Genomic DNA, 13981 nt, shown 5'->3' with positions numbered 1-13981 from the left:
GAATAGCTGACGGGAGAGTATCGGGTAGGTGTTACCGGGTTCCCACCGCAGAGTTAAATCGGCGTTAACTATTGGGTAGGTTTTGTGCGGGACGGTGTGCGCTTGAGAATCGACTTTGAATCCTTGGCAGATTTCATATCCTCGCGGATGCGTCGCAACTCTTCTTTTAGTTGGTCGAGCTCCTTCGTCTGCTGTTCGGACTGCGTACGTAATTGTTGGTTGGCATTGCCGAGTTCCTGAATCTGCTGTTGCAGCGTATCGTGATTGCCCGGTGCAGGTGCAGTCGCATCCTTCATCGGTGACGCGGATACAGCTGCTGCAGGAGCTGGACTCGCGGCTGGTGGCTTAGTGACGTCGTTAGTGCCCCCGAGCGCCGTCAGCACCTCTCTCACGTTCAACGAAATATGCACTTTCTCAAATGCGCTCCAGTGCGGTTCTTTGTCTTCCGGTACGGACGCCGATTGCGCCGGGCGGGTCACCCAGAGCCTCATGCCCTTTGTATCGCGAGGATCCCGCTGTTCCCCTCCTCCGGGATCAGCTTTTTCGAACCCGTAGTGATCCCCAAGAATGAAATGAAGATACCCGTCTCGGATAAACATGCTTCCGGCGGTGCGATCCGTCTCATAGCGGGCCGTCGGGTTCTGCAAGGAGAAATAGACACGATCCTCGGGGGTGGCCTCACGGAACGCTTTCGCAAACTGTTCGGCCAGGTTCGCAAGCGCAGCACCTCCAAATACCGGCTTGGGTTGCGGGGTTTCAAAGATGCCCACAATGATACCAGTCCACCCTGACACCTCCAGCGATCCCAGGAGTGTTCGTATTTCTTCAGTCGTGATCTTTGCCGGATGGCTGTTGAGGACCGGCGGGGTAGCGCGAAGATCGACAGTATGGTCTGCTTCGATACCCACTTGAATCCCCTTGGCTTCGTAGATCGGACGCTGATTGAGCGGACCTACACACCCTGGCAGAGCAAAGAAACCGGACAGGACGATGCAGAAGTACGCCATCGTCGCGCTGCGGGTGCGAGCGTATGAGCGAACCATCTGAATCAGCATCGATCGTACTACGGCCGCACAAAGTCGGCGGGGAACGATTGGGTACGGATGAGTATTGAGCAATGAGTCCTCGTGAGGTGAAAGGTCTGTGGAGGTAGGTGGTTGAGCGATCTGACCTACTTGCAGCTGAATTGCATCGCCCAGAGCAGTTCTCGGGAAACCTGTCCGTTGCCGGAGACTTGCCCCTTCCAGGCCTGGTCAACGGCTTGACTGATCCGTGGAATTTGTCCCTCTCTGGAAATGCGTGAGCCGCCGGGGCACTTCGCCTCGATGAGGCGAAGTGCGTCGTGGCGCGCCGGCGACGAGAGCACGTCCTGCTCGTCGAAGTAAGGATAGACAATCGTGCCGCCATTCTCGGATTCGGTCAGCATCCTGGCTGAGGAGGCACACCCGAGGATCAAGGCCATGGCGCAGGCCCCTGCCATCGGAACTCCCCATTCACGAATGCAGGTAACGACGAATTGCGACGAATGAGAAGTAATGGTGGTCGAATCCTTCCTTATCTTCACGCCGGACTACTGGTATCGAACTTGGAATTGCACCAGAAATGCGTTATTGGCGAATGCATCGGTATTGGCCACAGTGGTTCCGGGTCCGGTTCCTTGATGGTCGCGGAATTCATAGTTAATCATCAGTTTAGTTTGAATCTTTGGTGGCAAATTTTCAAAGTAATAATTCAGGCCGATGATGGTTCTGGTGTACATGTCGTTCGACACCTTGGTATTGGGATCAAACTGCTCATACATCACGACCGGTTCAAAGTTCCGCAGCGGCCCGTCAGAAATCAGATACTTGGCGAGCAGATACCAGGTGCGGCGTTGTGCGCCTGGTGCTCCGGAGCCTCCGCACTGCGCGATATCCAAGCAGGCGCCCTGGGCCGGCGTCCCTACGGTGGTCGCATTGGATCCGTCATGACCCGTCCAGGCTTCACCTTGAATCATAAATCCTGGCAGGAGGCGAGAAGTATATCTGAAATCCACCGCAAACCGGTCGAACTCGCCCTTTCCGCGACCGTTGATGAATGTGCCGGTATTGTTGCTCTCGCCGGCGAGAAAAGTAAAGCTGACGAAAGAGATGTCGGTGAGGAAATATCGCAGACGACCGTACCCGACTTTCGGGCCATTTGCGCCGGTGATATTCGCCGTGTAATTGTTGTTATTCATGATGCCGCCGACGTAGTCCAACTTATGAAAGAGCGTCCCGCGCATATCCACAAAGTAATCGCGCTCATGAACGAATTCAATCGGGCCGCCTGTTCCACGGTTGTTCTGGGCTCCACTGCCGACAGAGGTGAGATAGGGCGAACTGATCACATCGCGAAGACCGCCCGACGTTTCCGTGAAAATACCCCAGGGCATGCGGAATACACCCATGCGGATAAAGTTCAGATTCGGTGCGAGATTCGGGAACGGTCGAAAGTCAATGTAGGATTCCCGAAACCAGGTTCCAGCCGTTGGTGTCCCACCGGCTTTCGCGGCGCAATTGCCTCCAGGGGCCCCAGCACAGTCCGGCGTGTTATTGGCCAAATTGATGCTTTGAAACTCGAACAAGACGTGCCATTTCGGGATGTATTCATTGATTTTTCCATATGCGAGCAACTCAGAGCGTCGGATACCAAAGTTGTCCTGACTCCGACCCTCGGCTGTCTTGGCATCCTGATGGGTGTAGAGGAATTGCAACGCGTTCAATCCGAAGTTCACCTTATTGCTCAGCGCAGGAAGTCGTTCTATCGTCGCCTTCCATTCTTCCATCAGGCTCAGTCTCTTATCGAAGTTGGCCATCGAGTCTTCGACTGATGGAGCGGCGGCCGGAGTTGGCGGCCCCTCGACGGCGGGCGGTGTTTGCGCCATGACATTGGTGGTAAAGAGCAGTGCGGTGATCATCACCGCGACGCTCGTAACAAACCTACTCGGCATTTTGTACATGAACTTCCTCCTCTTGGGTTTGAATCGACGATTTCATGGCGCTTTCAGAACGGAGCGAATCGTGCCGTATCTGTCTGATACACCCCTGCTGTAACGACCGATTCACTGGTTTGTTAGGAATCAGTAAACTCCAGAATGCTTGTGAGTGAATCCTGCATGGCGAACCGTGACGGGGAAGGCGGCGTAATGGTGAGCCGGGTGTGTTGATCGGCATGAAAAAAGGAGTGATCGGCGAGAACATCTACTGTGGCCCGATTTGCAAGCGATAACCGACGCCCCAGATTGTTTCGACAATATCCGGATGATCTTCACGTGTCCGAAGCTTGCGCCGTAATTTGGCCATGTGCACGTCCACCGTTCTCACCGCGACGAATGTCTCAGTCCCCCACACCAGAGTGAGTAATTCTTCCCGTCGATAGACCTTTCCCGGCCGTTGGGTCAGCGTCCACAGCAATTGAAATTCACGAGGTGTGAGGTGCACAACCCGATCGCCCACCGTCACCTCATGTCGCTGCCGATCAATGGCCAACTGCCCAAGGAACACGAGGGCAACGGTCGCTCGCTTGGCTGGTTGTGATTGCTGTCTGCGACGGGCTGGAAGGGAGATCGGTCTCCGCTTAGGACGCATGCGTCATGCATTCCTAAGGGCGATTGATTTGAAGCGAAATCGGCTCCCGAGGCGCAATGTGAAGTAGGTGACCATCAGTGGTGCTCCAGGTTGTGGGTCAGTCATCTAGCCGGTTGACAATTCTCTATCGCGAGGACGTTCCTCTTCCATCACGGGCGCATTAAGCTTCTGTTAACTATTTTCGGGGGCCGCGCAGCAGAGTTAACCATTGTGTAATGGATCAGTGAGTCGGCCGGAACATTCCCGGGCTATGCTCTGAGGGTGATGTACGTATTGGATAGAAATCGCGAGTCTGTGAGGAGCGCCTCGACGTTCCTCACACAGAGTCCGTTCGGCCCGAGTGCCCTCTAAACTGTTGAGAGGAGGCCCCACATGCCGCCCACCGACTTCTTGATATCATCTCCGGCAAATGGAGCATTTCAAGTCGCAATGGTCGTATTGGTCGGTCTCTTTATGGGTTTGTGGTCTATGATGACCGGAAAGGGGCCGTAGGCTTGGGCCTGATCCGAACGGTTTCATTCACAACAAAAGGGAGTTCTTTCGTATGACGTTTACGAATTTTCAGCCTCGGATGCACCGTGTGTCACACCTTGCAGGTCGCGTGATTGATATGGACTTGACTGAACTGTGGATGAAGGCCATCAAGGCTGTGTTGAGCCTCATGATTTTGACGATTCTCATCGCGCTCACCGGAGGGGTGATCAAAACATTTTTGGATATCCGGCTCTTGTTCGATGCGGCGGTTGAAGTGGGGCTTCGGCAGATTATCGTCGATACATTGATTCTGCTCGCCGTTGTCGAAGTGTTTAAAACGACGTTGACCTATTTCTCCGAGGGGCGTGTAAAAGTCACCTTTATTGTGGATACCATTCTGGTGGTCATGCTGACGGAGATCATTTCATTGTGGTTCAAGGAGGCCGATCAGGGGAAGATGTTGCTTCTCGGAGCCATTCTTCTCACGCTCGGCTTGGTTCGAGTCGTCGCCGTCCGCTGTTCCCCGGCACAGGGAGAGGGAAGCGGGCATGTCTCTGTTTGTGGCCGGGAAGACTGCTAGTGTCCTTCCGATGCCTGCGGACGAGTTAACGAACACTTAATCGGCTGTTGATATCCGGGAAATGAGACTGACGCAAACTGAGAGATATACGCTACCGCGCACATCATCGCTCTTCGGGCCGACCATATCCGGGAGGGCGACAGTCGTCTGACCAGGAGGAACGTCATGGCTCATCTATCCCCATCCTTCAGCAGCGAATCCCTGATTCTCGATCTGATGCGTGTCCGGAAGTCTTTGACGCTGGAACAAGTGGTTGTTCTCCTGCCCGAACTGAGTTGGAATCAGGTCTTTACGACGGTGGATGAACTCAGTCGGCGCGGCGCGATCATTCTTCTGCGGAGAGGCTTTCAGTACGAGGTCGAGGGGGTTTCTTCCAGGGCGTCAGCGTTGTCTAGCGCCGGTTGATTCTGGCCTCAGAGTGATACCCGGGCCACGATGTCAGGCCGGTCGTTCCTGCCTCAGGAATCTGTAACGATATCCCGGCAGTATGTCTATCGACCCTGCGCGCGCATTATCCAGTTTCCGGCGCAGGAAGCGAATTACGTGATCCACCTCCTCCTGTGTGCTTCTCCCCTGTTCTTCTCCCAGAGCGGCGACCAACTCTGTGGCACCTATCAATTTCCCTTCATGTGCGAGCAGACATCGGAGCAGAGCCAGTTCCATCATCGAAAGCGTGAGCAAACGATCCTGCCAGGAGACTTCAAAATATGGGCCTTGCACCGTGACTGAGGCGTCGACCAGCCGGATCGGTTTCGGAAGCGCTGCTCTGGTTCGACGCAGGACAGCCTGTACACGTGAGACGATTTCTCTAGGACTGAATGGTTTCACGACATAGTCGTCTGCGCCCATCTCCAGGCCGACAATACGATCCTCTTCCGTGCCGACCGCCGTCAGCATGATGATCGGAATATGTCGGGTCCTCGGGGTACTCCGTACCAACCGGCAAATCTCATGGCCGCTCATGCCCGGAAGCATCAGATCGAGCAGGATCAGCGCCGGCAGGGTTTCACATACCTCTCGCCATCCACGATTGCCGTCGGCGGCGATGGCAGTCGTAAAACGGGCCTGGCGCAATGCACGTTCCAGCAGGTTTGCGTGGAGCGGTTCATCCTCAATGATCTGAATAATCGTGTCTGTCATGACGTCACGATACAGAAGGTCCTGTTTCGTGATGCTCATGGCCGGGTCAACCGTTCGTTAACTCGCCGAGCAGTGCCGCTGATCTCATTGCTGACCCTCAAATTAACACGCCGTTAACACCGTTGTGAGGGTGGTGCAATCACGCCAACGTATCCTCATTCATCGATGCTGATGAACGTGCGTTATTTTATTCTTCATCATAACTTGGAGGAAACATATGAAGGGTGTCTCGCATCGACAGATCTGCATGGGTGCCATGCTTACCGTACTGGGACCGTTCATGACGACCAATCTTTGGAGCGCCAGTGCGGCTGGACTTGTCGTTGTCGCGGAGCAGGGAAAAGTTGATGAGGGCCTCAAGTCCTATAGCAAGGTCAGTGGCATTTCCGGTGCCATCAACAGCATCGGTTCGGATACCCTTAACAATCTGATCACGCTGTGGGCCGAAGGATTTCGGAAGCAATATCCCAATGTGAAAATTCAGGTCGAGGGCAAAGGTTCCAGCACGGCGCCGCCAGCTCTCATCGAAAATACCGCTCAACTTGGTCCGATGTCGCGGACGATGAAATCGAGCGAGATCGATGCGTTTGAAGCGAAGTTCGGCTACCCGCCCACTGCCTATCCCGTGGCGATTGATGCGCTGGCGTTGTTCGTCAACAAGGACAATCCCATTAAAGGGCTCACGATTGCGGAAGTGGATGCGCTTTTCTCAAAGTCTCGGCGGCAGGGGTACACCACTGATCTGACGCGTTGGGGACAGGTCGGCCCCACCGGTGATTGGGCGAATGCGCCGATTAGTCTCTATGGTCGAAATTCGGCTTCCGGTACGTACGGATTTTTCAAGGAACATGCACTGAAAAACGGCGACTTCAAGGATCAAGTGAAGGAACAACCGGGTTCCGCGTCGGTGGTCCAGGGCATCAATGAAGACCGTTACGGCATCGGGTACAGCGGAATCGGCTATAGCACATCCGGAGTCAGAATGGTTCCGCTGGCGGCGAAGTCCGGACAGCCGTTCATCGAGCCCACTCAGGCGAATACGAAGAACGGCACGTATCCGCTGTGGCGATACTTATACATCTATGTAAATCAGGCCCCTGGGAAACCACTCTCCCCCATCGTCAAGGAGTTTCTGGCGTACGTGTATAGCAAAGAAGGGCAATCCGACGTGCTGAGAGATGGTTATTTCCCTGTCGATGCCACCCTGGCCGAGAAGCAGCTGAGCCAGATCCGCTAATGATGACGGACCGATTCCGATCCATGCTCAAGCCTGTCCATATGCGATTCCTGATCGACCGGCTTGCGCGAGCCTTGATTACCGTAGGCGGGCTGGCGACGATTATCAGCATTCTCGGGATCTTCTTCTTTCTGTTTCGTGAAGTCACCCCGTTGTTCACAGCGCCGAGCGCGAAGCTAACGCAACGCCTGAGTGTGCCTGCCCTGCTTGAGGACGGAGGCCCGGCTCAGGTGGCGGTGGATGAACATCGTGAGATCGCACAGGTGTTCACCTCGGGAGCCATCCAGTTCTTCGATCTGGCATCCGGCCAACCCATTCCATTGGACATGCCGGCCCAGGTGAAGGACCGCCGGATCACGGCGATGGCGTCGGGTGGCGGCAATACTCCACGGTTGGCGGTGGGCACGGCCGACGGTGAAGTCCTGTTCTTGAAAGTCGGCATCACGACGGATTTTTCTGAGCAAGGCGAGCGACGGAAGCGTCCGCACATTCGCGCCGGACAACCCATCGCGGTGACGAAAGGTCCCATCGTCCGGCTGGCCTATCGGGCCAATGATCAAGGTAGTCTCCTGGCCCTCTTGTCCGAGGGAGGTCGGTTACTCCTCGTGCGTATCGCCGCAGATGACGCGTCAGGCAGCAATCCGATCATCACGGAACTTCCGCAACCGGAAGGAAAGGTCACGGCTCTTGCCCTGGATGTGTTGCTCGAAAATCTGTATGTGGGAACATCGGAGGGGCAGGTGATGCATGTCGCCCTATCCGAGACGGGGTCGCCGGAGATGAGGGCCGCCTATGCGGTCGCCGCGCCGTCGACGGCAGTGACGACGTTGGGGTTTCTGAGCGGAGACCGTAGCCTGGTGATTACGTCTGCCGACGGTGCGGTCTCGACCTGGGGACTCGTGCGACGTGCCGATGCTCCGTCCGGATGGAGACTGACCCAAATCCATACCCTCCGCTCTCACAATGTGCCGATCACTGCGTTTGCTCCGTCTCAGCGGGTCAAGGCGTTTGTCACCGGCGATACAAAGGGAAATCTGTTTCTCCACCATGCGACTTCTTCTCAAACGTTGTTGCGGCTGGCCAACGGTGAGTTTCCGATTCGTGCCGTGGGGTTCGCGCCGAAAGGCGATGGGGTGATCGCGTTGGATGCAGCCGGGCAACTGTCCCTGTACCAGGTTCAGATGGCCTATTCTGAAGTGACGCTCGAGACACTCTTCGGCAAGGTCTGGTACGAGGGGTACGATCAGCCGGCGTATGTGTGGCAATCCTCTTCCGGGTCGGATGATGTTGAGCCGAAACTCGGCCTGCTTCCGCTGGCATTCGGGACGCTCAAGGGGACGATGTATGCCTTGTTTCTCGCTGTCCCGATCGCCATTCTGGCGGCGATGTGCACCGCGCAGTTCATGCACCAGGATCTGCGCGCAAAAATTAAACCGATCATTGAAGTCATGGCGGCCTTGCCGACGGTGGTCTTGGGCTTCCTCGCCGGGCTCTGGCTGGCTCCCCTCCTGGAACGCATGCTCCCGGCGGTGGCCGGTATGGCGTTGGTGTTGCCCCTGCTCGTCATCGCGTCCTCGTTCGCCTGGTCTCTCTGCCCGCTCGCCGTCAAGCGACATTTCTCGCACGGGCAGGAAGCCTTGCTGTTGCTCCCTGTCCTGGCGCTCGGGATCGTCGGGTGCCTGTGGGCCAATGCCACCATCGAAGGCTGGTGGTTCGACGGGAACGTCAAGGCTTGGCTCTCGAGTCGGCTCGGCATTCAATACGATCAACGGAATGCCCTGGTCGTCGGGCTCGTGATGGGGTTTGCCATCGTCCCGGTGATCTACAGTATTGCCGAAGAAGCGATCTCCAATGTGCCGAAGACGCAAATTGCCGGGTCTCTCGCGTTGGGAGCCACCCGTTGGCAAACCGTTCTGCATCTGGTGTTGTTGTCTGCCAGCCCGGGGATCTTCTCTGCCGTGATGATCGGGTTCGGGCGCGCGATCGGGGAAACGATGATCGTCCTGATGGCTACGGGCAATACGCCCATTCTGGATTGGAACTGGGCGAACGGTTTCCGGACACTGTCGGCCAATATCGCCGTGGAAATTCCGGAGGCTCCGCACGGTGGCAGTCTCTACCGGGTGTTGTTCCTGGCTGCGTTGCTCCTGTTCATCGTCACGTTTGTCATCAACTCGTTGGCGGAACTCATTCGTCAGCGGCTCCGGGATAAGTACAGCCATGGTTGAACGATCGACACGCATGAAGGATTTCTGGCGAGGCGGGGAGCTGTTCGTCTGGATGACGGCTTCCGGTGTGGCGCTCAGCCTGTTGATGGTGGCCGGGATGCTGGCACTGATTATGATCAACGGATTGGGTCAGTTTTGGCCAGGCGCACTGCAGGAGACCGGGCTGAGAACGCAGGAGACCGTGATCGGTCAGGTGGTGGGAGAAGAAGTCATCCCCAATTCAATATCGCCGGACTCGCCGTCAGGACAGCGTCGGTTCCGGTATCGGGTCGGCAATCGGGACGTGTTCGGGGCCGAATATCGTTGGATTAATGAAGCGGAGATTGTGTCGAGTGCGCGTCCCGATGATTTAGTCGTTATCCAGCGGCGTGAGTGGGGACCTGCCTTTGGTCGCGTCACTGTCGGCGTGGAGGGGAATGCGGCAGACGGCGAACACGGGAGCACCTGGTCGACGGTGGTGACGTTGGTGGAGCGAGCCAATCAGTTACGTCGGCGGATCGAACATCTGGAGCGAGAGGAAATCGGTGCCATCAACTATCGGATTGAGAAGGCCAGACTCGCCCGGCAGGCGTTGGCGCTGAATGGTCCACTTACCCCCGGCGATGCCGAAAAAGACCGGCGTCTCCTCGATCAAATGACCGCGTTGGAGCGGGACTATCTTGCCAAGACCGAGGCGCTTGAGCGGCTGCACGAGGAGGCCGGGAAGGAAGTCTTGTTCTTGACGCTCTCCACCGGCCGGTCGGTGCGGCTCTCTCTCGATCAGGTGTTGGACGTCAGTCGGCCGAACGCGATGCACTGGTTTGAGAAGCTCCTGGCCTATGTCCATAATCTGTGGCTGTTTGTGTCCAGCGAACCGCGTGAAGCCAATACGGAAGGCGGTATCTTTCCGGCGATCTTCGGCACGGTCTTGATGGTGTTTCTCATGACCTTGGCGGTGATGCCGTTCGGGGTGATGGCCGCCGTCTATTTGCGGGAATATGCGAAGCAGGGACCGTTGGTGAGGCTGGTCCGGATCGCGGTGAACAACCTGGCCGGTGTGCCATCCATTGTCTTCGGCGTATTCGGCCTCGCCTTTTTCGTCTATGCGCTGGGAGGCACGATCGACCAGTGGTTGTTTCCCGAGGCATTGCCGAATCCCACCTTCGGCACGGGCGGCATCCTCTGGGCCTCGCTGACGTTGTCCCTGCTCACCGTCCCGGTCGTGATCGTGGCGACGGAGGAAGGTTTGTCGGCGGTCCCGCGTGATTTTCGGGAAGGGTCGCTCGGCCTGGGCGCCACCAAATTTGAAACGCTCCGGCATGTGATTCTCCCCTGCGCGTTGCCGGGAATTTTGACGGGACTGATTCTCGCGATGGCCAGGGCAGCCGGGGAAGTGGCGCCGTTGATGCTGACCGGGGTGGTCAAATTGGCCCCTGCCCTTCCGCTGGATGAGTACCTGCCCTATCTACATCTCGATCGGAAGTTTATGCACTTGGGCTTTCATATTTACGACGTGGGGTTTCAATCCCCGAACGTGGAGGCAGCGAAGCCGATGGTCTATATGACCACGTTGATTCTGATCCTCGTGGTCGTCTTGCTGAATTGGGCGGCCGTGCGGCTACGTAATCGGTTACGGCGGCGATTTGCCGCATCGGCAGTATGATCACAGAAAGGGCCTGCATGGATAACCCAACTCGTACCCTGTCGCAGACGGCGCCGACCTATTCAGTGCGTCCGACCGTTCCCCAACCAAGGTTCACCCGTCCCCACGAAGAGCATGGAGCCTCTGTCGATGCAAAAGTGCTGATTCGCAATCTCGACTTCTACTATGGCCAACGGCAGGCTCTCTTTCAGGTCTCGTTGACGGTACGGGCCCATTCTGTTACCTCCTTCATCGGTCCGTCGGGGTGCGGGAAATCCACCCTGCTGCGCTGTCTGAATCGCATGAACGACCTGGTGGAAGGGGCGCGCGCGGTGGGGCGCGTGGAACTGGACGGGGTGGACATCTACGATCCCGCCATCGATGTCACCGACCTTCGAAAACGTGTGGGTATGGTGTTTCAAAAATCGAACCCGTTTCCCAAGTCGATCTACGACAATGTCGCCTATGGACCACGCCTGCATGGCACCAAGGACAAGCGGTCGCTGGACGAACTTGTGCAGCACAGTTTGCACGGCGCGGGACTCTGGGATGAGGTGAAGGACCGGCTCACGCAGAGCGCCCTGGGACTGTCCGGCGGACAGCAGCAGCGGTTGTGCATCGCGCGTGCGTTGGCTGTGCAGCCCGATGTTATCCTGATGGATGAACCCTGCTCGGCCCTCGATCCCATCGCGACCGGGAAAATCGAAGAGTTGATCCATACCTTGAAGGATACCTACACCGTGGTGATCGTGACGCACAACATGCAGCAGGCGGCGCGTGTCTCGGATCAATGCGGATTTTTTCTGATGGGCGAGCTGGTGGAGTTCGGCGATACAAAGACCATCTTTACGACCCCGCACGACAAACGAACGGAAGATTACATTACCGGTCGATTCGGATAGACGGAAGGAACTCGATGATGCAACGACATTTCGATCAAGATCTCGCGCATCTCAAGCAGACATTGCTCCGTATGGGCGGACTCGTCGAGTCGCAGATCCAGCAGGCCCTGGAGGCGCTGGTGGACCGGGATTCCGATCTGGCGGTCGACGTCATCAAGCAGGATCACGATGTGAATGCGTTGGATGTCGAGATCGACGAGCTCTGCATCCAATTGCTGGCCCTTCAACAGCCGACGGCCCGCGACCTTCGTTTTGTGACGACAGGGATGAAAATTTCGTCCGAATTGGAACGCATGGGTGACCTGGCCGAGAACATTGCTCACCGAGCCCTGGAATTGAACGGCGAGCCACAGCTGAAGCCCTATATCGACATCCCGCGCATGGCCAATTGGACGATGCGCATGGTCAAGGATTGCCTGGATGCGTTTGTGAATTCAGATCCGGTGCTGGCGCGGAAGGTGTGTGCCGATGACGATTTTGTCGATGAGGTGAACGAGCAGTTGTTTCGCGAACTGCTCTCCTTTATGCTGGAAGACACGCGTACCATTACCCGTGCGATCCGGCTCACCTTCGTGGCGAAATCGCTCGAACGGATCGCGGATCATGCCACTAATATTGCGGAACTTGTCGTCTACATGGTTGAAGGCAAGAACATCCGACACGTAGCCCCCTCTGCGAGCCTGTAGATGCCCAAGCTGGCCGTCCTCGATATCGGCACCAATTCCATTCATATGGTCTTGGCGGAAGTTCAGCCGGACTACACCTATAAAATCCTCGACCGCTTCAAAGACATGACCCGCCTTGGTGACGGGGTGTTCACGTCGCGCCGCCTGTCCGATCAGGCGATGATGCGCGGCCTCGAAGTCATCCGGAACCTGGTCACGCTGGCCAGGAACAAGGGTTACGAGCGGATCGAAGGCGTGGCGACCAGCGCGGTACGAGAGGCGCGAAATGGCGGAGAATTTCTGGATCATGTCGCGCAGCAGACCGGCTTGACGGTCCGGGTCATCACGGGCGCGGAAGAAGCCCGCTTGATTTTTCTCGGCGTGCAAAACAGCGTGGCTCTGCCTGAGCCACCGACCCTCGTGATCGATATCGGAGGCGGGTCGGTCGAGGTGATCGTCGGAAACCGGGAGACAATCTATCACGCTCGCAGCCTCAAGTTGGGAGCCATTCGCCTGAAAGACCTGTATTTGACCAAGACGCCGCCCTCCAAAGCGATGCTGCACGAATTGGAAGACGCCGTGACCGGACAACTCAAGCAGGCGCTTCGTTCCTATAAGGCGAAACGCGTGGAGCAGATCATCGCCACCTCCGGGATGGCGGGCAATCTCGCCGAAGTCATTTACCTGCAGCGCACCGGCCGCCCGCTCCAGCAGCTCAATCTCACAAAGATTTCCGCGAAGGAAATTGCCGCCGTTGAAAAACGTCTGGCTGATGCCACGCTCAAAACCCGGTTGGCCATGCCGGGGCTGGATCCCAAGCGCGTGGATACCCTGCTTCCTGCGACGATGGTGTTCAGAATTCTGCTCGATGTGTTACGGAAACAGGAGCTGACGATCTGCGACAAGGCGATTCGAGAAGGGATCATTTACGATTTTATCCAGCGACACCACGAGGGCATTCAGGCGGAGCGGGACATTCCCGATGTCCGAAAACGCAACATCCTGGCCCTGGCTCGTCGGTGTCATGTTTCCGAGACGCATGCGCTCCATGTCGCCGGACTCGCGTTACGGCTGTTCGATCAAACCACGTCTTTGCACGGATTCGGGCAGCGGGAGCGTGAGTGGCTGGAGTTCGCGGCCATCCTGCACGATATCGGATATTTGATCAATTCACGGCAACATCACAAACATGCCTACTACCTGATCAAGAACAGCGATCTCTCCGGATTCACCGCGGAGGAAATCGATCTGGTCGCGAATGTCGCGCGGTATCACCGCCGTTCGGTTCCCACCCGGAAGCACAGTGAGTTCACCGCGTTGCCGCAAGGGCACCAACGCATCATCAATGTGCTGTCCGCCCTGCTCCGTATTGCCGACGGATTGGATCGAAGCCAGTTTTCCGTGGTGCGGAACGTCGATGTGAAACTCGGGAAGTCCGTCGTCATAACGGTGCAGGTCTCCGGTGATGCCGAGCTGGAAATCTGGGCGGCGCGGGGTCGCAGCGATTTGTTCGAGAAGGTGTTCAA

At 56.8% G+C, this 13981-nt stretch carries 13 protein-coding genes; 8 read left to right on the top strand and 5 right to left on the bottom strand.

All coding sequences use genetic code 11. The annotated features are described in order from the left end of the window. Positions 1 to 68 precede the first annotated feature (68 nt). The 4 genes from V9G17_01200 to V9G17_01185 all read right to left on the bottom strand — a co-directional run bounded on the left by V9G17_01200 (position 69) and on the right by V9G17_01185 (position 3608). Positions 69 to 1007, bottom strand: a complete 939-nt coding sequence (locus V9G17_01200) for a hypothetical protein (GenBank protein ID MEI2751189.1) — start codon at positions 1005 to 1007, stop codon at positions 69 to 71. 164 nt (positions 1008 to 1171) lie between these two features. Continuing rightward, the gene (locus V9G17_01195; protein MEI2751188.1) at positions 1172 to 1480 is read right to left on the bottom strand and encodes a hypothetical protein; all 309 of its coding nucleotides are present in this window, start codon (positions 1478 to 1480) and stop codon (positions 1172 to 1174) included. A gap of 90 nt (positions 1481 to 1570) precedes the next feature. Then, positions 1571 to 2941 (bottom strand): hypothetical protein, encoded by a 1371-nt coding sequence (locus tag V9G17_01190; GenBank protein MEI2751187.1) that lies wholly within the window; start codon positions 2939 to 2941, stop codon positions 1571 to 1573. A 280-nt stretch (positions 2942 to 3221) separates the two neighbouring features. After that, a complete protein-coding gene (locus V9G17_01185; GenBank protein MEI2751186.1) occupies positions 3222 to 3608 on the bottom strand; it encodes a winged helix-turn-helix domain-containing protein in 387 nt (128 codons plus the stop codon). A 544-nt stretch (positions 3609 to 4152) separates the two neighbouring features. Here V9G17_01185 and V9G17_01180 point away from each other — a divergent pair. Both V9G17_01180 and V9G17_01175 read left to right on the top strand, forming a co-directional pair. Continuing rightward, on the top strand, positions 4153 to 4662 hold the full coding sequence (locus tag V9G17_01180) for a phosphate-starvation-inducible PsiE family protein (GenBank protein MEI2751185.1): 510 nt from the start codon (positions 4153 to 4155) through the stop codon (positions 4660 to 4662). Between the two features lie 165 nt (positions 4663 to 4827). Further along, positions 4828 to 5067, top strand: a complete 240-nt coding sequence (locus V9G17_01175; GenBank protein MEI2751184.1) for a hypothetical protein — start codon at positions 4828 to 4830, stop codon at positions 5065 to 5067. Positions 5068 to 5100: 33 nt separating this feature from the next. Here the strand turns inward: V9G17_01175 and V9G17_01170 are convergent, their stop codons facing one another. Continuing rightward, a complete protein-coding gene (locus V9G17_01170) occupies positions 5101 to 5841 on the bottom strand; it encodes a response regulator transcription factor (GenBank protein MEI2751183.1) in 741 nt (246 codons plus the stop codon). Positions 5842 to 6019: 178 nt separating this feature from the next. Here V9G17_01170 and V9G17_01165 point away from each other — a divergent pair, with 178 nt between their 5' ends. From V9G17_01165 to V9G17_01140, 6 genes are all read left to right on the top strand, one after another. After that, positions 6020 to 7039 (top strand): phosphate ABC transporter substrate-binding protein, encoded by a 1020-nt coding sequence (locus tag V9G17_01165; GenBank protein MEI2751182.1) that lies wholly within the window; start codon positions 6020 to 6022, stop codon positions 7037 to 7039. 23 nt (positions 7040 to 7062) lie between these two features. Continuing rightward, positions 7063 to 9267 (top strand): ABC transporter permease subunit, encoded by a 2205-nt coding sequence (locus V9G17_01160; GenBank protein MEI2751181.1) that lies wholly within the window; start codon positions 7063 to 7065, stop codon positions 9265 to 9267. Continuing rightward, positions 9260 to 10909, top strand: coding sequence for a phosphate ABC transporter permease PstA (gene pstA / locus V9G17_01155; protein ID MEI2751180.1), 1650 nt, complete (start codon positions 9260 to 9262; stop codon positions 10907 to 10909). The genes V9G17_01160 and pstA overlap by 8 nt, the downstream gene beginning before the upstream one ends. A gap of 17 nt (positions 10910 to 10926) precedes the next feature. Beyond that, positions 10927 to 11790, top strand: a complete 864-nt coding sequence (pstB, locus tag V9G17_01150; GenBank protein ID MEI2751179.1) for a phosphate ABC transporter ATP-binding protein PstB — start codon at positions 10927 to 10929, stop codon at positions 11788 to 11790. A 14-nt stretch (positions 11791 to 11804) separates the two neighbouring features. After that, a complete protein-coding gene (gene phoU / locus V9G17_01145; GenBank protein MEI2751178.1) occupies positions 11805 to 12476 on the top strand; it encodes a phosphate signaling complex protein PhoU in 672 nt (223 codons plus the stop codon). Beyond that, a partial coding sequence (locus V9G17_01140; protein MEI2751177.1) for a Ppx/GppA phosphatase family protein occupies positions 12477 to 13981 on the top strand: 1505 nt, incomplete at its 3' end.

It is taken from the genome of Nitrospira sp., assembly GCA_037045225.1.
GTDB lineage: Bacteria > Nitrospirota > Nitrospiria > Nitrospirales > Nitrospiraceae > Nitrospira_A.
This window is presented reverse-complemented; position numbering and strand designations above follow the sequence as displayed.

Excerpts from the sequence above, each read along its gene's own strand:
- pstB (MEI2751179.1), top strand. The coding sequence starts at position 10,927 with ATGGATAACCCAACTCGTACCCTGTCGCAGACGGCGCCGACCTATTCA.
- V9G17_01180 (MEI2751185.1), top strand. The coding sequence starts at position 4,153 with ATGACGTTTACGAATTTTCAGCCTCGGATGCACCGTGTGTCACACCTT.
- phoU (MEI2751178.1), top strand. The coding sequence starts at position 11,805 with ATGATGCAACGACATTTCGATCAAGATCTCGCGCATCTCAAGCAGACA.
- V9G17_01185 (MEI2751186.1), bottom strand. The coding sequence starts at position 3,608 with ATGCGTCCTAAGCGGAGACCGATCTCCCTTCCAGCCCGTCGCAGACAG.
- V9G17_01195 (MEI2751188.1), bottom strand. The coding sequence starts at position 1,480 with ATGGCAGGGGCCTGCGCCATGGCCTTGATCCTCGGGTGTGCCTCCTCA.
- V9G17_01170 (MEI2751183.1), bottom strand. The coding sequence starts at position 5,841 with ATGAGCATCACGAAACAGGACCTTCTGTATCGTGACGTCATGACAGAC.
- pstA (MEI2751180.1), top strand. The coding sequence starts at position 9,260 with ATGGTTGAACGATCGACACGCATGAAGGATTTCTGGCGAGGCGGGGAG.
- V9G17_01165 (MEI2751182.1), top strand. The coding sequence starts at position 6,020 with ATGAAGGGTGTCTCGCATCGACAGATCTGCATGGGTGCCATGCTTACC.
- V9G17_01160 (MEI2751181.1), top strand. The coding sequence starts at position 7,063 with ATGCTCAAGCCTGTCCATATGCGATTCCTGATCGACCGGCTTGCGCGA.
- V9G17_01175 (MEI2751184.1), top strand. The coding sequence starts at position 4,828 with ATGGCTCATCTATCCCCATCCTTCAGCAGCGAATCCCTGATTCTCGAT.
- V9G17_01200 (MEI2751189.1), bottom strand. The coding sequence starts at position 1,007 with ATGGCGTACTTCTGCATCGTCCTGTCCGGTTTCTTTGCTCTGCCAGGG.